This is a genomic window from Pseudoalteromonas sp. SG41-1 (assembly GCF_014164575.1).
GTDB classification, from domain to species: Bacteria; Pseudomonadota; Gammaproteobacteria; order Enterobacterales; family Alteromonadaceae; genus Pseudoalteromonas; species Pseudoalteromonas rhizosphaerae.
This window is the reverse complement of record NZ_JACJFL010000064.1, coordinates 1-19,604: the sequence shown is the minus strand read 5'-3', so window position 1 is coordinate 19,604 and position 19,604 is coordinate 1. Positions and strand designations below refer to the sequence as shown.

Below are 19,604 nucleotides of genomic sequence, written 5' to 3'. Positions count from 1 at the left end.
CGAACTAGTTGCTGAAGATGAACCAGTTGTTGAAGATGAACTTACAGATGCGTTAGAAGATGAATATCGTAGTGATTTCGCGACTGAACTTGAAGATCCACTGGAACAATCGTTGTCAGATGATCAGCTTGATGATGATTTTATGGCTGATCTCACCCAAACAGATTTTGATGCATTGCTTAGTGAGTTGGCTGAACCTGAGTCTTTAGAAATAGATGATAGCAGCGAGTTTGAAGTTGATTTCAATGCGTTACTTAGTGAAGATCTTGCTACACTTGAAGAGCTTTCAGTACCTGATGATATGCCGTCGGCTGAGCAATTAAGTGAAGACGTAAATGCATCAACAAATGAGGACATCGTTGCGGATGAATTCGTCGATATTGATGCTTTGATTGAACAAAGTGATGATACAAGCTTAGATTATGAACCTTATGATGATGTAAATATGGATGTCGGATTAAGTGAGTTTGATGCCTTACTTGCTGGAGATAACCCAACTGATGTTGATGCTGAAAGTGGCGGTTATTCTGCAAAACTTGATTTAGCACGTGCTTATATTGAAATAGGGGATATGGATGCAGCCCTTGACGCTATTGACGAAGTAATAGCAAATGGTCCCGAAGAAGTACAAGAAGAAGCACAAAGCTTAAAAGCAAAATTACTGTAAGTTGTTTCTGCATTTATAGTTAAAACGGGGAGTAAATTTAGTTTACTCCCCGTTTTTTTAGCAATAGAAAAAAGGTCGCTTGGCTGCAGTGCGCTTAATTTGTATAGAGTCACTTTTATTGCAGCGTCAGATAGCATAAAATGCCCCGTTCATTAGCACAGTAGGTAAAGCAGTAATTATGCGAGTAGCACTTGGAGTTGAGTACAACGGCGCCCGTTATAGTGGTTGGCAACGTCAATCGCATGTAAATAGCGTACAACAAGAAGTAGAAACCGCGCTTTCGCGTATTTGTAATCATCCAGTTGAAATAGTCTGTGCTGGACGCACTGATGCCGGCGTGCATGGCACTGGGCAAGTGGTGCATTTTGATACCGATGCTGAACGCGATATGGTTGCATTTACTATGGGTATGAATACCTTGCTACCGAAAGATATTGCTATTCGCTATGCAAAACCGGTGAGTGATGATTTTCATGCACGTTTTAGTGCTACTGCTCGTCGTTATCGTTATGTTATTTACAATAACGCCTTTCGAGGAGCAATATTAAATGAAGGCGTTACGCATTTTCATCACCCACTTGATGAAACTAAAATGCAAGAAGCATGTCAATATCTATTAGGTGAGCATGATTTTACGTCATTCAGAGCTTTGCATTGTCAAGCGAATACTGCTACACGTACGATTCATCACTTGTCGGTTGAGCGTCAAGGCAGTTATGTGATTATTGATATTAAGGCTAATGCATTTTTACACCACATGGTGCGTAACATTACCGGTTGCTTAACCGATATTGGTATTCATAAGCAGCAACCTGTGTGGCTAAAAGAGTTACTTGATTTAAAAGAGCGAGCCAAAGCCAGTGCGACGGCAAAGGCGGCAGGTTTATACTTAGTTGATGTTGACTATCCGGCGCGGTTTGAAATTCCGTCGACACCACTTGGCCCTTTATTCTTAACGGATGTGAAGGGTTGATTGGTGATAAATTAAACATAACCTTGCAGGCATTTCACTACTAAGACCAGTTTTTTATACCGCCTGTGTGGAATTCATGTTTTAATTGAAAAAATTTGTCTGTCAATAATGATTTGGCAGGAACGCAGCAAAGCACAGAATAGTATTAAGAGAGTTGCAAATGAGTTGGTTAGAAAAAATCCTACCTAAAACAACAAAGTCTTCGGCTCGTAAAGAGATCCCTGAAGGTGTTTGGGCAAAGTGTACAGATTGTGATTCGATTTTATATAAAGCTGAATTAGAAAAATCACTCAATGTATGTCCTAAATGCAATCACCACATGCGTGTGAGTGGCCGTAAACGCCTTGAGCACTTTTTGGATGATGGCGACCGCCAAGAACTTGGCACACAGCACGAACCAAAAGATATTTTAAAGTTTAAAGACTCGAAAAAATATTCAGATCGTATCGCCGCCGCACAAAAATCAAGTGGCGAAAAAGACGCATTAGTCGCGATGAAGGGACGCTTAAAAGGCATTCCAGTGGCCGCCGTCGCATTTGAATTCTCATTTATGGGTGGGTCAATGGCATCGGTTGTTGGCGCACGTTTTGTGGATGCTGTTGATCAGTGTTTAGAGCATAACATGCCGCTAATTTGCTTCTCCGCTTCAGGTGGCGCACGTATGCAAGAGGCACTAATGTCGCTTATGCAAATGGCTAAAACCAGTGCTGCACTTGCTAAGATGAGCGAACAAGGCTTACCGTTTATCTCAGTAATGACTGACCCAACTATGGGCGGTGTATCAGCATCATTAGCTATGCTAGGTGATATCAACGTGGCGGAGCCAAAAGCATTAATCGGCTTTGCGGGTCCTCGTGTAATTGAACAAACTGTGCGCGAAACCTTACCTGAAGGCTTCCAACGAAGTGAATTTCTACTCGAGCATGGTGCCATCGATATGATTATTGATCGCCGTGAAATGCGTGACACACTTGCCCGCATACTAGCTAAATTTATGAACTTGCCTTCTACGGAACAAGAGCATAGAGTAGCGTAAATTTCAGCTTTACTGATCACACGCTATGACAAAAAATCTTCCTAGCCAATCATCAAGCCTTGATGATTGGCTTTGTTATTTAGAAAGTGTTCACCCAGCAAATATTGCCATGGGTTTAGAACGCGTTGCCAAAGTTGCCAATACCATTGGTTTACTAGATAGCCCAAGTAAAATTATTCTAATAGCCGGCACCAATGGCAAAGGCACCACTGCCCGATGTTTAGAATCACTGCTGCTGGCCCAAGGTTATTCGGTTGGTACCTATGCATCTCCTCATTTAATTCATTATAACGAACGAGTGCGTATTAATGGCGCTGAGCTTGATGATCAATTTCATGTTGATGCGTTTGACTTGCTCGAGCAAGGCCGCGGTGACACGCCACTGACTTATTTTGAGTATGGCACCTTAGGCGCACTGGCTATTTTTAAACGCCATAGCGTTGATTATGTGCTGTTAGAAGTGGGTTTAGGTGGGCGTTTCGATGCTACCAATATTGTTACTCCATTTGCCAGTGTGATCACCACCATAGATCTAGATCATAAAGAGTACCTTGGTGATACGCGAGAGCTTGTGGGTTATGATAAAGCAGGGATCTTCCGTACTGGCACACCTGCCATTGTCGGCGATTTAAATATACCGCACACAGTCACCGACTACGGTCATGAAATTAACGCGGTGATGCATTTATCAGGGCGTGACTTTATATTTAAAGAGCATGCGCAAAGTTTTAGTTGGCAATATCAAGCCCATCACTTTGAGTTTGCTAAACCATCAATCCCATGCCAAAACGCGGCAACGGCACTAACCACATTAGCCGTGTTAGATTTATTACCTAGTGAGGCATTGATCCGTGATTGTTTAGCTAATTTAGTTGTTGAAGGGCGTTTTCAGCAACTAAGCAGCAAACCTATGGTCTATACTGATGTGGCACATAATGCTGAATCTGCACGCTATTTAGCTAAAAAGTTAGCTAACCTGCAAGATCAAGGCTTTAAAGTTCATGCGTTAGTCGCTATGCTGGCTGATAAAGACAAAGTCGCTGTATTAAATGAAGTTAGCCCGGTAGTTGATGCGTGGTGTTTAGCCGGACTTAATTGCTTTCGTGGCGATAAAGTAGAGAATTTAGCTAAATCCATGGATAATGTGCATACAAGCGCGCCAATTGAAAAATATCAAACAGTTGCAGACGCACTGGATGGTGTGTTGCCACAGCTTGATGAGAAGACGGTGTTAATCATATTTGGCTCCTTCTTAACTGTTGCAGCTGCTATCAATTATTGGAAAAAATAGAGAGGAATCAGGTGAACTCAGGCTTTATAAATCGTTTAGTCGGCACAACTATTGTGGTGATTGCAGCTATCGTGTTTATTCCTAATATTCTTGATGGCGAAAAAGTACATTACAAAGAAGGCTTTAAAGCCATTCCGGAACGTCCTGAGTTCACAACTATTGACTTGCAAGATTCAATAGATGATCAAGTGGCTAACGCACAACAGCCAAACGAAGAGCCTGAGGAAGATATATTGCCAGATGATGACCTACTCTCAAGTTCCTCTGATGCGGTTGAAGAGACGACGCCAGTAGCGAAAAAAATGGTTGAAGCATCGACTGAGCAAACTACTGTAGCAACGACTACAGCACAACCTGTTGAAAAAAAGTCTGAGCCATCACGTAAGCCTGAAGAAAATTTATCGAAAATGGCATATGTAATTCAGTTGGGGAGCTTTTCGCATAGTGCGAATGTAAAATCGCTACAAGCTAAACTAAGTGACAAAGGGTTTAAAACCTTTACCCGTCCAGTTAAAACACCAAATGGTACTTTAACCAAAGTTTTTGTGGGTCCGTCGCTTGATAAAGCCCAGCTTGAGAGCAAACTCCCTGAATTAAAAGCACTTACTAAACTTAACGGAAAAGTTACCCAATTTGAAGTAGCAAAATGATCTGGCATTTAGTGCTGACCTCTTATAGAATGCGCCCCAAATTAACGACTAGTTGGTTCATATGATCTGGGTTGATTACGCCATCTTTGGCATTATTGCACTGTCTACTATTATCGGTTTAATTCGTGGCTTTATAAAAGAAGCAATGTCTTTGGCTGTGTGGGCTGGCGCATTTATCATATCTAGCTTGTTTTACCAATATTTAGCATCATTCCTAACAAGTATTTCTGAACCCCTTTTAAGAAATGCAGCGGCCATTGCCATATTATTCTTTGCGACGCTATTGTTAGGCGGATTGTTAAACTACCTTCTAGGTGAACTTGTACAACGTACTGGTTTGTCTGGCACAGACCGTGTCTTCGGCATTGTCTTTGGTGCACTTCGTGGCGTGTTGGTCGTGAGCGCGTTACTCTTCTTTCTTGATGCTTTTACTGGTGCACCCAATACGCACTGGTGGGGTAACTCTATTTTGATCCCAGAATTTGGCTTTGTTGTTGAGTGGTTTTTTTCATACCTCGAAAATAACTCTAGCTTTTTAAATTCGGTCAACCGTTAATCGGCGAGGAAAAATTTCATGTGTGGTATCGTTGGAATAGTCGGAACATCTCCTGTAAATCAGGCGATTTATGATGGCTTAACTGTTTTGCAACACCGTGGCCAAGATGCCGCGGGCATCATTACCATTGAAAACAACACCTTTAGTTTACGCAAAGCAAATGGCTTAGTGAAAGATGTATTTCACACCCGTCATATGAAGCGTTTACAAGGCACTATTGGTATCGGCCATGTACGCTATCCGACAGCAGGTTCTTCTAGCTCGTCTGAAGCGCAGCCGTTCTATGTTAACTCACCGTTCGGTATTGCTTTAGCACACAACGGTAACTTAACCAATGCAGAGCAGCTTAAAGAGCAATTGTTCTGTGAAGCACGTCGCCACGTTAACACAACCTCAGATTCTGAAATTTTACTTAACATCATGGCTCATGAATTAAGTAAACCAAATAAACTACATCTTGACCCTGAAGATATTTTTAACGGTATCACCGAAGTTATAAATAAAGTTCAAGGCGGTTATGCCACCATCGCTATGGTAATTGGCCATGGTATTATCGCGTTTCGTGACCCAAATGGTATTCGTCCATTAGTGTTTGGTAAACGTGAAACTGCAAATGGCACTGAGTATATGTTTGCCTCTGAAAGCGTTGCGTTAAAAACTGATGGTTTTGAATTTGTGCGTGATGTCGCTCCTGGTGAAGCGATATATGTTACTGAAGGCGGTGAGTTTTACTCACAAACATGCGCAGATAAAGTATCTTATTCGCCATGTATCTTTGAATTTGTTTACTTTGCACGTCCAGACTCAAATATCGATCGCATGTCTGTTTACGCTACACGTGTAAATATGGGCACTAAGCTTGGCGAAAAAATTGCTCGCGAATGGGCTGATAAAGATATTGATGTTGTTATTCCAATCCCAGAAACATCATGTGATGTGGCATTGGAAATCGCCCGCGTACTTAATCTGCCATATCGCCAAGGGTTTGTTAAAAACCGTTACATTGGCCGTACGTTTATCATGCCTGGTCAGGAAATGCGTAAAAAGTCAGTACGTCAAAAGCTCAATGCAATTGACCGTGAGTTTAAAGGTAAAAACGTATTACTAGTTGATGACTCGATTGTACGTGGCACTACTTCAGCACAAATTGTTGAAATGGCGCGTGAGTCTGGTGCTAAAAACGTTTACTTTGCTTCTGCTGCACCTGAAATTCGCTTTCCGAACGTGTATGGTATTGATATGCCATCTGCGGCTGAGTTGATTGCCCATGGACGTGAAGTTGAAGATATCAATGCAAGCATTGGCTCTGATGGTTTGATTTTCCAATCGTTACCTGATTTGATTGCTGCCGTAGCGCAGGAAAACCCAGAAATTACACGATTTGAAACATCAGTATTTGATGGCCAATATATTACCGGTGGTATCGATCAGAATTATTTGAATCGTATTGAACAGCTGCGTAATGATTCGGCAAAAAGTAGTCGTGAAAGTGCCATGTCTTCTGGTTTAGAGTTACATAATCAAGAAGAAAACGGCTCAGATTAATCTCTGCCTAGCGAAATAAAAAAGGAGCTAAATTTAGCTCCTTTTTTGCGAAGGAAAGAAAATAATAACACTACTTTATACTACATTTTACAGCTTCTAACGTTGAACTAGGTATCATGTAAAGGTTGGACTTACGATACCGTTGGTCCACAATATGGCGGTGACAGCTAAAATAATCACCAGTAAAATTAGTCCGCAAGTTACCACAGAGCTTGCGTAAATAAAGCCACGCTCTTGCGGTATATGCATCAAAATGGGCACACCGGTATACAGTAAGTAGACCGAATAGCCTAAAGCGACCAAACCCACACATACAACAAACCATAGCTCTGGCCAAAATGCCGCTAGTGCAGACATAAATACTGGTGTTGAAGTATACGCTGCAAGTTCTAAGGTTTGGGTAAAGGTTGGTTCTGCACCAAAAGTAACAGCCATCCAATGTGCTAAATAAGCCAGCGCAAACACACCCACAATTAAAGCGCCATACATAGCTGCAGCAATCAGTATTGCACTATCGTGGGTTAGAAATACCGGATTACCAGCCCCGATACTCCAGCCTAAATAAACCGATGAGTAATAACCCATTGCAGATGGAAACAACGCTATCAGTAATATATGTGATAGGCTATATGTTAAGCTCTCGTGGCGGTTATCTATTGTTTGCCACTCTTCGAGTGGATGGGCATATATGCCCCAAAGATGGTTTAGTATCATAATTGTGTGCCCCATGAAAAGGAATTAGTTCGCTGTTTTATTTTTATACAGCTTGTATTAAGTTATGGTTCAGTAATGGGGTCTTGTCAAGAAACACCAATGAGAGACGAAAGCAAAAAAATCAGCGGGGATATATTTAACTAGAGTTCGGGTTATTTAATTAATCAAACCCCCAGCTTTGTTTTATTATCAGTCATTTTTCATGATAAAATCATTTTCTTAATGATAGATACTAATGAGCAACTCCCTTCGTGCCACATAGCAAACTTTTAGAACCGATTAAGCAATTTTTACGTTGTGAAACCCCTTTAGGGTGGATTGATGAAGCCACTAAAAAAGAAAACCTAGCGGTTATTTTAATTGATCATCTCATCTGTGAGCTTAAAGCCGCGCAATCTGCGATGTTTTTAATTCGTAAATATGCTGTGGATAAACAAAGCAGCGATGCCTTGCTTGAGTGGCTAAAGCCGTTTGAAACGCTGATATACAAACGTGAAGGGAATTGGCGCGATCTTGCGGCTAAAAACAAACTGACTAAAGCAGTGATCCCAAAATCTGATTCAGCTTATGGGCAAGATTTGGTTGATAAAATGGTGATGTTGATCAAAGAAGAGCTGCACCACTTTTATCAAGTATTAGAGATCATGGATGAGTACGGTATTGAGTATCAAAGTATTACGCCGTGTCGTTATGCTAAGGGTATGCTAAGACATGTAAAAACTTTTGAGCCAGATGCACTGGTCGATAAGCTCATAGTCGGTGCTTACATCGAAGCTCGTTCGTGCGAGCGTTTTGCCGCGCTTGCACCCCATGTAGATAAGCGTTTAGGTGATTTTTATATTTCGTTATTGCGCTCTGAGGCACGCCATTACCAAGACTATTTAACTCTTGCCCAAGAAATTGCTGGTTTTGATATTACCGAGCGGGTTAAAGAGTTTGGTGAAATTGAAGCGCAGTTAATTACATCTTGTGATGACGATTTTAAGTTTCACAGTGGTACGCCGGTAAATAAAAGCGCTTAACGAACACCAACATGTGCAACAGCTTTTCAAATCATGCTGTAGCACATACTTTATTATCAAAAGTGTTTTTAAATTAGACACATCAAAAACTCTCACCTAATATTTAGAGCAAGTTAAATTTTTATTTATCAGTTATTTTATTGCTTTGCAATGCATTGTAAATGAAAGGCCATTGCTATTATTATTTTGGTGGGTATATATGGATGAGAATGAGGGATTATTTGTATTTTCTGCTGAGGAAGAGTTAGTAAATACCGACCTTAAAGTATGGAAAATTTTAACTGTTGAGGATGATCTCGATTATCAACACGCATTAATTAATAGCTTAAAAGAATTAAAGGCCAAAGAAGGCTACAAATATGAGTTATTAGCGGCCAACTCAGTACCAGAAGCTGCGCTTGCTTTAAGTATGCACCCAGATATAGCACTTGTTTTTATCGATGTGGTTATGGAAGAAGATGATTCCGGACTGCGTTTGGTTAATACCATCAGAGAAGTGATTGGCAACGCTGAAATGCGTATCGTGTTACTAACAGGGCAGCCCGGTTTCGCCCCTGAAACCGATGTGATGAAAATGCTCGATATTGATGAGTACTGGAATAAGTCTGACATTTCTGCACAAAAGCTTGAATCAATCGTTAATAGTAATATGCGAACTTGGCAATATATTTCGCAAATAAAAGCCGCTAAACAAGGTTTGCAACTTGTGCTAGATGCATCAAGGAGCATTAATAGCAAACATGATATGGGCTCATACTCTGCTGCAGTGCTGCAAGAGCTAAGTAATATTTTAAAAATATCAGAGGGAGGCGGCATCCTTTGCTCAAGTAATCTAGACAAAGATGCTGGTGCTGTAATTCTGACTACTAACGGCTGCTTTAATGGTATGAAAGGGCAAAAAGTAGATGGCAATTTACCGGCCGATATGTACGATGACTTCCAGCTAGCTATTCAAGAAAAACGTCATGTTTTTTCAAATCAGCATAGTATCTTCTTCTTCCCAGCAACCATTGCTGAAGGCACTCACTATATTACCCTGGTAAAATCAGATAACCCAATTAGTGAAGAAAATGAATATTTATTAAAAGTATTTAGTGAAAACGTAAGTAGCGGGTTTGCTAATATTTCATTATTAAATAGATTAACCGAGCTTGCCTATACTGATGTTTCATTAAATTTACAGAATAGAAACTGGTTAACTCGCGAAATTAAAAATATGAACGTATATGAGCAATCAAAAATGCGTTTGATTATTTTTGATATTTACCAGTTTGATGAAAAAGCTTTTACCTTTGGTTACGATTTTTGTAAAAAAATCATAAAACTCGTTCATAAAAGTATTGTAGATGTTTTTTCAATCTATGACCCCAGAATTGCGATTATTAGTAATCGTAGCTTTGGCATGCTCATCAATGTTGATTTTGATATTGCCGATGATATTACGCATTTTCATAATAAACAAAAGTACGAAATTGAAAATGTTAAGCAATTTATTGACGTAAGAGTATTGGAGTTAAAGTTAAGTTGCGCATCAAATATTACTCCCGAAAAAGTAATTAGCCTAGCAGAGTCGAGTTTAAATTACATGCAAGTAACTCAAACGAAGTTTATTTTGCATACTGATGAAAAGACAGTGGCAATAACAAGGCGTTATGAGTTGATGGCGCACCTTAGGACGGCTATTAGTACCAAAGAATTGCGTATCGCTTTACAGCCAAAAATGTGCTTGAAAACATTAAAACCAATTGGTTTTGAAGCGCTAGCTAGATGGCAGTTGGCTGATGGCAGCTTTGTAAATCCTGAAGAGTTTATAGAGCTTGCTGAAACCGCTGGTTTAATTAATGAGCTTGATAATGTTATTTTTGAAAAAATACTACAAACTATTAATCAACTAAAAAGCTGTGGCATAAACTTACCCATTGCATTTAACGCATCATCTTATGACTTGATCGAGCCTTCTTACTTTGAGTCTATCAAGAGTCGGATTGAGGAATATAAAGTATCCCCCTCGATGCTGGAACTTGAAGTGACAGAAACGCAAGCGATCAGTAATTACAACTTTATTAAAGAGGCTTTATCACGATTTATGGCATTGGGTATTAAAGTGAGTATTGATGACTTTGGTACGGGTTATTCATCATTAGCACACATTAATGAAATACCGTCGAATGCGATAAAAATTGATCGCTACTTTGTCAGCAACCTTGAGCATAATATAAATAATCAATACATGATAAAAATGATCATCAGTCTCGCAAAGCAATTTGATTTTAAAGTTATTGCTGAGGGTGTTGAAAACGAATTTGAGGTGCAATGGTTAAAACAAGCTGGTTGTGAAATGGCCCAAGGTTACTTTTTTTCAAAACCGCTGTTTTATGATGATTTACTGATCTGGTTAGCACAGTTTGATAATGTAAATGACTAAAAAAAGTAACTCATTTTATAGCGACAAAAAAGGCGTACTCATAAAGTCGCTGTTCATTTTATTTGTTGCGATATTAATTGGCTGGCTGGTATACGAGCAAGTTTATCAGTCAAAAGTAACCATAATAAAAGAGCGCCAAGATGAAAAACTAGTGCTTGTGAGTACTGATTTATCTAAAGAGCTAAGCAGTATTAAAAAACTCACTCAGCTGTTAGCAAATGGCCAAGTATTAAAAAGTAATACAGGTTTAAATACATTGAGCGCTCAACAAAGCGACAAGCTCATAAATGATTATTTTTTAAATTTTGCTTCTGTATCAACCAATATCTCACAAATACGTTGGCTTGAACGCAGTGGTAAAGAACGTTATAGAATTAATTTCAGCAATAAAAAAAGCGAAATTGTTGAGGTATCACAATTACAAAATAAGCAAAATCGTTATTACTTTAAAGAAGGGATGTTAGTTGCACCACCGAATACATTTATTTCAGAAATTGATTTAAATATTGAGCGTGGAAAAGTTGTTGTCCCGCATGAGCCAACAATTAGGGTGACTTACAGAACGCAAGGTGGTGATTATTTAATAGATGGCTTGTTAGTAGTGAATTTTAATCTGGATTATTTATTTAGTAATATTCGACAATATGATGAAAAAAACACCCAAGTAAATATTCTAAATCATGATGGTTATTGGTTGTATAATAAGGATCCCGCATTACAGTTTGGGTTTATGTATAATCAAGTTAATAACTCGCTAGCAAATAACTCTCCAGCGCTTTGGCAGCATATCATTGAACATGACGTACAAAGCACCTCACGTATTTTTCATGACAGTTTATATACTTTCAGGCGATTCTCTATTGTTTCACTACGTGAATCAACACAAAGAACCGCAGATTCAGATAAAGAGATTATTATACTTATCGGTAGCCCTAAAGAGCTGCTGTATAATGCAAAAATGACTGCTTTTCAATATGCTGCTCTGTGTAGTGTTATTTTATGTATTTGCGGTTTTGGTTTTAGTTACCGTGAATATTTATTCCAACAGCAACTAATTACTTTATCTTATAAACTACAGCGTGAAAAAGTAGAGTTAGATAGCGTCAACAAACAGCTCGATTTAACTATAAGGCAGCAGCAGCAATTACAAACAAGCTTACTCGAAGCTCGAAAACTATCGTCTTTAGGGTTGTTGGTGGCGGGGGTTGCTCATGAGATGAATACACCCATTGGCGGTGCTATTATCTCAGTATCTAACGCGAATGTGGTTATTAATAAGTTGAGTGACGCGATAAAAACCGGATTAACTAAATCGCAATTAGATAAAAGCACACAGAGCATTGAGGAAAATTTAGGGTTAGCTAAAATTAATTTAAATAAGGCAGCGGTATTAGTTAAAAGTTTTAAAAAAATGGCGATAGACCGTCATAATGATGATGTCATCACATGTAATATAAGAAAAATAACTGAAGATTTACTGATCTCCCTTAATTCAAGATTAAAAAACTCAAACGTAAAAGTGAAAACCTTAGTTGATACTGACCAAGATATAAAAAGCCGACCAGGAATTATTTCCCAAGTGCTAGAAAACCTGATAATGAACGCACTAACCCACGGGTTTGCCAAAAATCAAGTCGGTGAAATTGAGATAAAAATAGCACAAGCTGCTAGTCAATCCATTAAATTAACCATTTCAGATAGCGGTGTTGGGATTAAAGCAGAGTCTCAACAGTACATCTTTGAGCCTTTTTACACCTCAGCTCGTGGTATTGGCAATACTGGGCTTGGCTTATATATGGTGCACCAATGGGTTACACACATTTTGCAGGGGGAAATTAAATTACAGTCCAATCCACACTCTACAGAGCGCTTTAAAACTGAGTTTACTATTACTATACCCAAACTATCTTAAGATGCAGAATTCGTTGCTTGGAGTGATAGTCATATAAGCATTTGTGTTTTAACGTTTTAAAAATTGTAGGTATTGCTCAGTCTTAGCTTCTGAAAAGCCATGGCGTAGGAGAACTTGTGCGGCCTCACCATTATTTACAATGGTGTTGAAACCGTTTTCTAATTGTATTAATTGTTGCTTACTTTGCACAGCAGATTTGGAAAAAATAATATATAGGTAGTGGGACGCTAAATGAGGAGGGATATATACGATTGACTGTCCTGTTTGTAATTGTGGATGATTGTTTAACCAGTACTCACCGACTTCTTTGGTACCAGCTACTAAATCAACGCGGCCAAGCTGTAACACGCGTAAGCTGCTGATCAAGTCATTAGTCGCTGTAATAGCTAAATTATGTTCACTACTAAAACCCTCGCTAACTATATAATTACTACCTTTACTTATGCTGTATGGCTGTAATGACGTTAAACTGCCATCGTAATTTATTTTGCTACTTTTTCGTTTAAATAATCCAGTAAATGACTTTGCTAATGGTCGTGAATAGTGGAATGTTTTTTCTCGCTCGGCGCTATAATAAGCCCCTAAAAGAGCTGTTCGCTTATTTTTTTCAAGTAATCTTAGTGCACGAGCCCAAGTTGTAAACTCAATGCTAGCTTCAATATCTTGGCTTGCTAATGCAGTAATAATAATATCAGCTAACCAACCTTGTTGCGGCAGTTGCTCTGAAAAATACGGGGGAAAAGGCTCGGTAACAAAAAGCCATTTATCTTGGCTGTATGTATGGCCTGCGTAAAATAAACAAATAAGTATGAAAAATAATTTAAGCATTACGACCAGTACTAAAAACTATCAATATCGTAAGCGTAGACAATATTTTATATTTGTGCGAATGGTTCACTCACTAGTTCTTGTGTCTGTGCGGTAACAACTAAATAAGAGCCTTGAGTATACCAATCACCCAGCACTGTGCGAGTGAGTGTTTGCTTATCTACTTCATAATGATGCACATTAGGGCGATGGGTATGGCCATGGATCATATGTTTTACTTGGTGTTTTGCAAATGTTGCTAGTACCGCTTGTTCAGTAACATCTAATATTTCAAGCGCTTTACCGGTTTGATTTTGCTTTGATTTTTCTCTGGCATTTTGCGCAACTTTACGACGATACCAAAGTGGCATAGCAAGCATTAATCTTGGCCACCACCAACTGCGGCCTTTTTTACGAAACTTTTGATATTCAATATCTTGTGTGCACATTTCATCGCCATGCAAAATGACAGTGGGAGTGCCATATAAGTCAATTACCAGCTGTTCGGGTAATAAAGTCATTCCTGCTTGTTTGGCGTATTTATCGCGCATAATGAAATCACGATTGCCATGCACAAAATATACTGGGGTGCCGTTATCACTCACTACTTTTAAATGCTTTGCAACTTCAGTTGAGAGTGCAGTTACATAGTCATCACCAACCCATACTTCAAAAAAGTCACCAAGTATATATAGCGCGTCTACATCCTTATTAATAATATGCGTATTTAAAAACTGATAAAAAGCTGCACTGATATCTGGGCGATTTTCACTTAAATGGAGGTCGGCAATAAAGTAGGTTTGGCGAGTCATAGGTAAGTCTTTTAAAAATAAATAAAGCGGGCATATACGTATAGCATAGATACCCGCTAAAACGCCACGTTACGTGGGTAAGCGTACTATTAGTTTACAGTTACGCTTGTGATGATAACGTCATCAAGAGGTACGTCTTGATGAAAGCCTGTGCTACCTGTAGCAACGGCTTTAATTTTTTCTACTACGTCCATGCCTTCAACAACTTCAGCAAATACACAGTAACCCCAGCCTTGAGATGTTTCGCTGCTGAAGTTTAAGAAGTCATTGTTATTCACGTTAATGAAAAACTGTGCTGTTGCTGAATGTGGATCAGGAGTACGTGCCATAGCAAGTGTACCAATCTTATTAGAAAGGCCATTGTTTGCTTCATTTTGAATAGGATCATGCACTTCTTTTTGTGTCATACCTGGTTCAAAACCACCGCCTTGTACCATGAAACCATCAATTACACGGTGAAAAATAGTGCCGTCGTAAAAGCCTGCGTTAGCATACTGTAAAAAGTTTTTAACTGTGTTTGGCGCATCTTCTTTGAGCATGTTAATGGTGATATCACCAAAATTTGTGTGTAGAACAACCATGTGGTTTCCTATTAGCTGATTTATTTGCCGCTATTTTATCTTAGTTAGCTAAGATTAACAAAGTGCTTATTCAATTGATAAAGCGCTAGAGCAGGGGCTTTTCAAGTGTTAACATAGCGATTCAAGTAAATAGTCAAGGACTTAAAATAAATGGTAAATATATACAACACACTCACGCGTCAAAAAGAGCAATTTAAACCTATGGTCGACGGCAAGATCGACATGTATGTGTGTGGTATCACCATTTATGATTATTGTCACATTGGTCATGCCCGCACATTTGTTAGCTTTGACGTGATCGTACGTTATCTTCGTCACATTGGTTATGATTTAAAGTATGTACGCAATATCACCGATGTTGATGACAAAATCATTAAGCGTGCGAATGAAAATGGCGAAGCGATTAATGACTTAACTGTGCGTATGACAAAAGCAATGCATGAAGATTTTGATAGTCTAAACATGTTGCGTCCAGACATTGAACCTACAGTCACAGGTCATATGGACGAAATTATCGAAATGGTTGAACGACTAGTTACTAAAGGCCACGCCTATGTTGCAGCCGACGGCGATGTTTTATTTGACGTCTCAACGTTTGAGCAATACGGTGCATTGTCACAGCAAGATTTAACTATGCTACAAGCCGGTTCGCGTGTTGAAGTAGCACAAGATAAAGATGATCCACTTGATTTTGTGTTATGGAAAAAAGCCAAAACGGGTGAACCATCATGGATATCACCGTGGGGCGAAGGTCGTCCAGGTTGGCATATTGAATGTTCGGCAATGAGCTCAAAGCATTTAGGTGAGCATTTTGATATTCATGGCGGTGGTTCAGACTTACAGTTTCCACACCATGAAAATGAGATTGCGCAATCATGCTGTGCAAATAACGGCAAGTACGTCAATACCTGGATCCATACGGGTATGGTACAAGTAAATAAAGAGAAGATGTCAAAATCATTAGACAACTTCTTTACTGTTCGTGATGTACTTAAAGAATATGATGCTGAATCGGTTCGTTATTTTTTAATTTCTGGTCATTACCGCAGCCAGTTAAATTACTCGCAAGAGAACTTAGATCAAGCACGTTCGTCGCTTGAGCGTATTTATACGGCACTTCGTGGTGTTGAGCCTATCAGTTGTGATTTAGCAACAAATGAACATGTGGCTAAATTTAGAAAAGCAATGGATGACGACTTTAATACACCAGAAGCATTACCGGTGTTATTTGAATTAGCCAAAGAGCTAAACCGTGTAAAAGACGTTGATGCTGAGCAAGCGGGTAAGTTAGCATTTGTTCTGCGCAGTCTTGGGGAAGTTTTAGGGGTTGCTCAACAAGCACCAGAGGCATTTTTACAAGGTGGCCAAGCAGATGACGAAGTTGCCCAAATAGAAGCGTTAATAGTTAAGCGTAATGAAGCGCGCGCGAGTAAAGATTGGGCTGCGGCTGATGAAGCGCGTGATGCTTTAAATGCACTTGGGGTGATACTGGAAGACTCTGCAGGTAAAACTACATGGCGTAAAGCGTAATTAATTACCTTACTAGTGCCAGTCAAATAGGCATTGCTAAATAAGACATATTTTAGTAAGTATTATTTTAGTAAGTATTTTATTAGTAAGTATTACAAAGGGTTGCCAATTTGGCAGCCTTTTTATTTTTTCTAGCTTGACCTCAACTTAACCTTAGGTTTTACCTTTGCGTTTCTTAGTTATTTTGAAAGGAATGAAATGAATATTTTTCTTGCCATGATCCCTGCTTTTTTATGGGGCACCACCTATGCGGTCACTAAATATGCCACCCCAGATTGGCCGCCAATATTACTTGGCGCGTTACGAGCATTACCTGCGGGTTTACTGTTATTTGTGCTTAAACCATCATGGCCTAAAGCAAAACAGTGGCGCGGTTTAGTATTATTAGCTGTGGTTAATATTGCCCTGTTTTTTAGTTTTATTTTTATTATGGCGGTTAATTTACCAGCGGCAATTGCCGGTGTTGGTATGGTCTCTGTGCCTGTGGTTGCGTTGATTTATGCGTGGGTTTTTAAAAGGCAGCGTCCAGCGTTTTTGCAATCGGTGTGCGCACTTATATTAGTGATTTTGGCTTGGCGATTATTTGATCCCCAGCATGTCACGATTAATGCCTTAGGAGTATTCGCTTTAATTGGTGCGTTGTTAACAATTGTTGTTGGTAGTACTTTAGTGCAAAAAATGTCTACCCACACTCATTGGTGGACGGTATTAACATGGCAGCTGATCATTGGCGGATCATTGTTATCATTAGTAGCAATGACTCAAGCTATTTACTTTGATCCACAACAATATCAAGTACTTGCTAATGGTGTCAGTTCAATACAGTGGCTTGCATTATTTTGGTTAATTGTGCCAAATACAGCGCTTGCGTATATCTTGTATGTTTGGTTACTTGGCCGCATGACGGTGGTTGAGTTTACTTTCGGTACGATTGCTAATCCGATCGCAGGTATTATTTGCGCCGTTGTATTACTAAGTGAGCACTATCAAGTTTGGCAATATACGATAATGGTTTTAATGATTTTCTTCTCTGTGCTGCCGCAATTGTTAAAGCTAACACGGCGCCAGCGCTCAGCTAAAATAGTCTAACAAATAACAACAAAGGGTTGCTAAACAGCAACCCTTGTTAATTCTTGATGCGACGTTAGAGGCTAATTAGCTATGGTATTTTTCACAGGCCTCAAGAGTATTTTCAATCAAGCTTGCTACTGTCATTGGGCCAACGCCGCCAGGTACTGGCGTGATGAAATGTGCTTTTTGCTCAGCGATATCATACTGTACGTCACCGACTAATTTGCCGCTATCTAAACGATTAATGCCTACATCGATCACAATTGCACCTTCTTTAACCCAATCCCCAGGAATAAACTCAGGTTTACCAACTGCCACAACTAACAGATCAGCACGGCGTACATGAGTTTCTAAATCTTGCGTAAATTTATGACACACAGTGGTTGTACAACCAGCAAGTAATAGTTCCAATGCCATAGGACGACCAACAATATTTGAAGCGCCAACAACAACTGCATGCATGCCTTTGTATTTTACACCGGTCGAATCAAGCAGTGTAATAATACCTTTTGGCGTACAAGGGCGAAGAGCAGGCATACGCTGTGCTAAACGGCCAATGTTATAAGGATGAAAGCCGTCAACATCTTTGAGTGGAGTGATATGTTCAAGGATTCTTTCAACATCAAGACCTGCGGGAAGAGGAAGTTGTACTAAAATACCATCAACTTGTGCATCGTTATTGAGCTCATCAATTAAATCTAATAATGCTTGCTCGTTTGTATCTGCTGGTAAATCAAATGATTTAGAAATAAAGCCAACTTCTTCACAGGCTTTACGTTTTGAACCTACATAAACTTGGCTTGCAGGATCTTGCCCTACAAGTACAACTGCAAGTCCAGGTGCTCGCAAACCGTTTGCAACACGTTCACTTACTCTTTGTGCGACTGCACTGCGTACTTGTTTAGCTATTGCCTTACCATCGATGATGTTTGCCGTCATGGGTGACCTTTAATTGGGGTTAGTTAACTTAATACCGATACTTTAAAAACGAATGCATACAGAAATAGGGGTAATATAATGCTAATAAAGAACACGTTCTTTATTATTCGTTTTTAATATGCTTACTATTTTCGCAGAAAAGCGCTAATGCGCCAAGTTGCTTTTCTGATATACCCGCTAATTATATAAAACAGTTGAAATTTTAGTTGATCCTCACAATATTTAACCATTATGAACTAAAAATGACCGATTGATTTATTTTCTTAAAAAAAGGTTTGACCTGACACGGTCAAATCACTATTATGCACCCCGTTGTCAACGAGGTCACTCGCTAACAATAGTAAGCATCGGCGATTAGCGCAGTTTGGTAGCGCACTTGGTTTGGGTCCAAGGGGTCGCAGGTTCAAATCCTGCATCGCCGACCACTTTCTCAATTATAAAGAATGGTAGTGATTGGTTTGGGTATGTCCCATGCAGTCACAGGTTAAATGCTGAAAAGCAGACCACTTTCTATTATAATAGATTGGCTTATTGGTAAACTATGAAGTTTTCGATGCGCCCATAGCTCAGCTGGATAGAGCAACGCCCTTCTAAGGCGTCGGTCGAAGGTTCGAATCCTTCTGGGTGCACCATTTGAAAACATGTAAATATAGCGGTGGTTGTAGCTCAGTTGGTAGAGCCCCGGATTGTGATTCCGGTTGTCGTGGGTTCGAGCCCCATCAGTCACCCCATTTACAAAAGAATATCGGCGATTAGCGCAGTTTGGTAGCGCACTTGGTTTGGGTCCAAGGGGTCGCAGGTTCAAATCCTGCATCGCCGACCACTTTCTCAAAAAGTGGTCTCAAATACAAAGTTTGAGTGTTCAATGAAAACGAAGTTTAATACTTCAATATCGGCGATTAGCGCAGTTTGGTAGCGCACTTGGTTTGGGTCCAAGGGGTCGCAGGTTCAAATCCTGCATCGCCGACCACTTTCTTAAAATCTATAAAAATTCTAAAAATTATTTATTAACTTAAAATTTCATTTATTCTCTTCTTGATAGCTGATAGCTGATAGCTGATAGCTGATAGCTG

17 protein-coding genes and 5 tRNA genes are annotated in these 19,604 nt (G+C 39.5%); 17 read left to right on the top strand and 5 right to left on the bottom strand.

Going from position 1 to position 19,604, the window contains the following annotated elements:
• The 7 genes from H5203_RS21000 to purF form a co-directional block, all read left to right on the top strand.
• A partial coding sequence (locus H5203_RS21000; protein WP_310736568.1) for a FimV/HubP family polar landmark protein occupies positions 1 to 667 on the top strand: 667 nt, incomplete at its 5' end.
• A gap of 178 nt (positions 668 to 845) precedes the next feature.
• Positions 846 to 1,640 (top strand): tRNA pseudouridine(38-40) synthase TruA, encoded by a 795-nt coding sequence (gene truA / locus H5203_RS20995; RefSeq protein ID WP_149980769.1) that lies wholly within the window; start codon positions 846 to 848, stop codon positions 1,638 to 1,640.
• A gap of 160 nt (positions 1,641 to 1,800) precedes the next feature.
• Positions 1,801 to 2,676 (top strand): acetyl-CoA carboxylase, carboxyltransferase subunit beta, encoded by an 876-nt coding sequence (gene accD / locus H5203_RS20990; RefSeq protein WP_145241496.1) that lies wholly within the window; start codon positions 1,801 to 1,803, stop codon positions 2,674 to 2,676.
• Positions 2,677 to 2,701: 25 nt separating this feature from the next.
• Positions 2,702 to 3,967: a bifunctional tetrahydrofolate synthase/dihydrofolate synthase gene (folC, locus tag H5203_RS20985; RefSeq protein WP_145241494.1), complete on the top strand. Its 1,266-nt coding sequence runs from the start codon at positions 2,702 to 2,704 to the stop codon at positions 3,965 to 3,967.
• Between the two features lie 11 nt (positions 3,968 to 3,978).
• Positions 3,979 to 4,617: an SPOR domain-containing protein gene (locus tag H5203_RS20980; protein ID WP_182732573.1), complete on the top strand. Its 639-nt coding sequence runs from the start codon at positions 3,979 to 3,981 to the stop codon at positions 4,615 to 4,617.
• A gap of 61 nt (positions 4,618 to 4,678) precedes the next feature.
• On the top strand, positions 4,679 to 5,173 hold the full coding sequence (locus H5203_RS20975) for a CvpA family protein (RefSeq protein WP_054206292.1): 495 nt from the start codon (positions 4,679 to 4,681) through the stop codon (positions 5,171 to 5,173).
• An 18-nt stretch (positions 5,174 to 5,191) separates the two neighbouring features.
• Positions 5,192 to 6,718 carry an amidophosphoribosyltransferase gene (gene purF, locus H5203_RS20970; RefSeq protein WP_145241490.1) on the top strand — a complete coding sequence of 509 codons (1,527 nt, stop codon included), beginning with the start codon at positions 5,192 to 5,194 and terminating at the stop codon, positions 6,716 to 6,718.
• Positions 6,719 to 6,832: 114 nt separating this feature from the next.
• Here purF and H5203_RS20965 read toward each other — a convergent pair whose 3' ends face one another.
• Positions 6,833 to 7,432, bottom strand: a complete 600-nt coding sequence (locus H5203_RS20965) for a Yip1 family protein (RefSeq protein ID WP_145241488.1) — start codon at positions 7,430 to 7,432, stop codon at positions 6,833 to 6,835.
• A 251-nt stretch (positions 7,433 to 7,683) separates the two neighbouring features.
• Between H5203_RS20965 and miaE the strand changes: the two genes are divergently transcribed.
• From miaE to H5203_RS20950, 3 genes are all read left to right on the top strand, one after another.
• Entirely contained in the window at positions 7,684 to 8,454 is a 771-nt protein-coding gene (gene miaE, locus H5203_RS20960) for a tRNA isopentenyl-2-thiomethyl-A-37 hydroxylase MiaE (protein ID WP_182732574.1), read from the top strand.
• 199 nt (positions 8,455 to 8,653) lie between these two features.
• The gene (locus tag H5203_RS20955; RefSeq protein ID WP_145241484.1) at positions 8,654 to 10,879 is read left to right on the top strand and encodes an EAL domain-containing protein; all 2,226 of its coding nucleotides are present in this window, start codon (positions 8,654 to 8,656) and stop codon (positions 10,877 to 10,879) included.
• On the top strand, positions 10,872 to 12,791 hold the full coding sequence (locus H5203_RS20950; protein WP_145241482.1) for a sensor histidine kinase: 1,920 nt from the start codon (positions 10,872 to 10,874) through the stop codon (positions 12,789 to 12,791). The genes H5203_RS20955 and H5203_RS20950 overlap by 8 nt, the downstream gene beginning before the upstream one ends.
• A 48-nt stretch (positions 12,792 to 12,839) precedes the next feature.
• Here H5203_RS20950 and H5203_RS20945 read toward each other — a convergent pair whose 3' ends face one another.
• From H5203_RS20945 to H5203_RS20935, 3 genes are all read right to left on the bottom strand, one after another.
• Entirely contained in the window at positions 12,840 to 13,619 is a 780-nt protein-coding gene (locus H5203_RS20945) for an ABC transporter substrate-binding protein (protein WP_182718150.1), read from the bottom strand.
• A 47-nt stretch (positions 13,620 to 13,666) separates the two neighbouring features.
• Positions 13,667 to 14,410, bottom strand: coding sequence for a UDP-2,3-diacylglucosamine diphosphatase (locus H5203_RS20940; protein WP_145241478.1), 744 nt, complete (start codon positions 14,408 to 14,410; stop codon positions 13,667 to 13,669).
• Positions 14,411 to 14,499: 89 nt separating this feature from the next.
• Positions 14,500 to 14,991 carry a peptidylprolyl isomerase gene (locus tag H5203_RS20935; protein ID WP_145241476.1) on the bottom strand — a complete coding sequence of 164 codons (492 nt, stop codon included), beginning with the start codon at positions 14,989 to 14,991 and terminating at the stop codon, positions 14,500 to 14,502.
• 150 nt (positions 14,992 to 15,141) lie between these two features.
• On the opposite strand from H5203_RS20935, the gene cysS reads away from it, so the two are divergent.
• Together cysS and H5203_RS20925 are read left to right on the top strand one after the other, a co-directional pair.
• A complete protein-coding gene (gene cysS / locus H5203_RS20930) occupies positions 15,142 to 16,521 on the top strand; it encodes a cysteine--tRNA ligase (RefSeq protein WP_145241474.1) in 1,380 nt (459 codons plus the stop codon).
• Between the two features lie 198 nt (positions 16,522 to 16,719).
• Positions 16,720 to 17,610 (top strand): DMT family transporter, encoded by an 891-nt coding sequence (locus H5203_RS20925; protein ID WP_182820237.1) that lies wholly within the window; start codon positions 16,720 to 16,722, stop codon positions 17,608 to 17,610.
• 66 nt (positions 17,611 to 17,676) lie between these two features.
• Here H5203_RS20925 and folD read toward each other — a convergent pair whose 3' ends face one another.
• Positions 17,677 to 18,531, bottom strand: a complete 855-nt coding sequence (gene folD / locus H5203_RS20920; RefSeq protein WP_145241470.1) for a bifunctional methylenetetrahydrofolate dehydrogenase/methenyltetrahydrofolate cyclohydrolase FolD — start codon at positions 18,529 to 18,531, stop codon at positions 17,677 to 17,679.
• 348 nt (positions 18,532 to 18,879) lie between these two features.
• On the opposite strand from folD, the gene H5203_RS20915 reads away from it, so the two are divergent.
• The 5 genes from H5203_RS20915 to H5203_RS20895 all read left to right on the top strand — a co-directional run bounded on the left by H5203_RS20915 (position 18,880) and on the right by H5203_RS20895 (position 19,501).
• A tRNA-Pro gene (locus tag H5203_RS20915) sits at positions 18,880 to 18,956 on the top strand.
• Between the two features lie 130 nt (positions 18,957 to 19,086).
• A tRNA-Arg gene (locus H5203_RS20910) sits at positions 19,087 to 19,163 on the top strand.
• 23 nt (positions 19,164 to 19,186) lie between these two features.
• Positions 19,187 to 19,262: transfer RNA gene (locus H5203_RS20905), tRNA-His, on the top strand.
• Positions 19,263 to 19,277: 15 nt separating this feature from the next.
• Positions 19,278 to 19,354 (top strand) — tRNA-Pro (locus H5203_RS20900).
• Positions 19,355 to 19,424: 70 nt separating this feature from the next.
• A tRNA-Pro gene (locus tag H5203_RS20895) sits at positions 19,425 to 19,501 on the top strand.
• Positions 19,502 to 19,604: the final 103 nt, after the last annotated feature.

What these genes read in the sequence shown, in the direction of transcription:
- truA (WP_149980769.1), top strand. Translation starts at nt 846, where the DNA reads ATGCGAGTAGCACTTGGAGTTGAGTACAACGGCGCCCGTTATAGTGGT.
- accD (WP_145241496.1), top strand. Translation starts at nt 1,801, where the DNA reads ATGAGTTGGTTAGAAAAAATCCTACCTAAAACAACAAAGTCTTCGGCT.
- folC (WP_145241494.1), top strand. Translation starts at nt 2,702, where the DNA reads ATGACAAAAAATCTTCCTAGCCAATCATCAAGCCTTGATGATTGGCTT.
- H5203_RS20975 (WP_054206292.1), top strand. Translation starts at nt 4,679, where the DNA reads ATGATCTGGGTTGATTACGCCATCTTTGGCATTATTGCACTGTCTACT.
- purF (WP_145241490.1), top strand. Translation starts at nt 5,192, where the DNA reads ATGTGTGGTATCGTTGGAATAGTCGGAACATCTCCTGTAAATCAGGCG.
- H5203_RS20965 (WP_145241488.1), bottom strand. Translation starts at nt 7,432, where the DNA reads ATGATACTAAACCATCTTTGGGGCATATATGCCCATCCACTCGAAGAG.
- H5203_RS20955 (WP_145241484.1), top strand. Translation starts at nt 8,654, where the DNA reads ATGGATGAGAATGAGGGATTATTTGTATTTTCTGCTGAGGAAGAGTTA.
- H5203_RS20950 (WP_145241482.1), top strand. Translation starts at nt 10,872, where the DNA reads ATGACTAAAAAAAGTAACTCATTTTATAGCGACAAAAAAGGCGTACTC.
- H5203_RS20945 (WP_182718150.1), bottom strand. Translation starts at nt 13,619, where the DNA reads ATGCTTAAATTATTTTTCATACTTATTTGTTTATTTTACGCAGGCCAT.
- H5203_RS20940 (WP_145241478.1), bottom strand. Translation starts at nt 14,410, where the DNA reads ATGACTCGCCAAACCTACTTTATTGCCGACCTCCATTTAAGTGAAAAT.
- H5203_RS20935 (WP_145241476.1), bottom strand. Translation starts at nt 14,991, where the DNA reads ATGGTTGTTCTACACACAAATTTTGGTGATATCACCATTAACATGCTC.
- cysS (WP_145241474.1), top strand. Translation starts at nt 15,142, where the DNA reads ATGGTAAATATATACAACACACTCACGCGTCAAAAAGAGCAATTTAAA.
- H5203_RS20925 (WP_182820237.1), top strand. Translation starts at nt 16,720, where the DNA reads ATGAATATTTTTCTTGCCATGATCCCTGCTTTTTTATGGGGCACCACC.
- folD (WP_145241470.1), bottom strand. Translation starts at nt 18,531, where the DNA reads ATGACGGCAAACATCATCGATGGTAAGGCAATAGCTAAACAAGTACGC.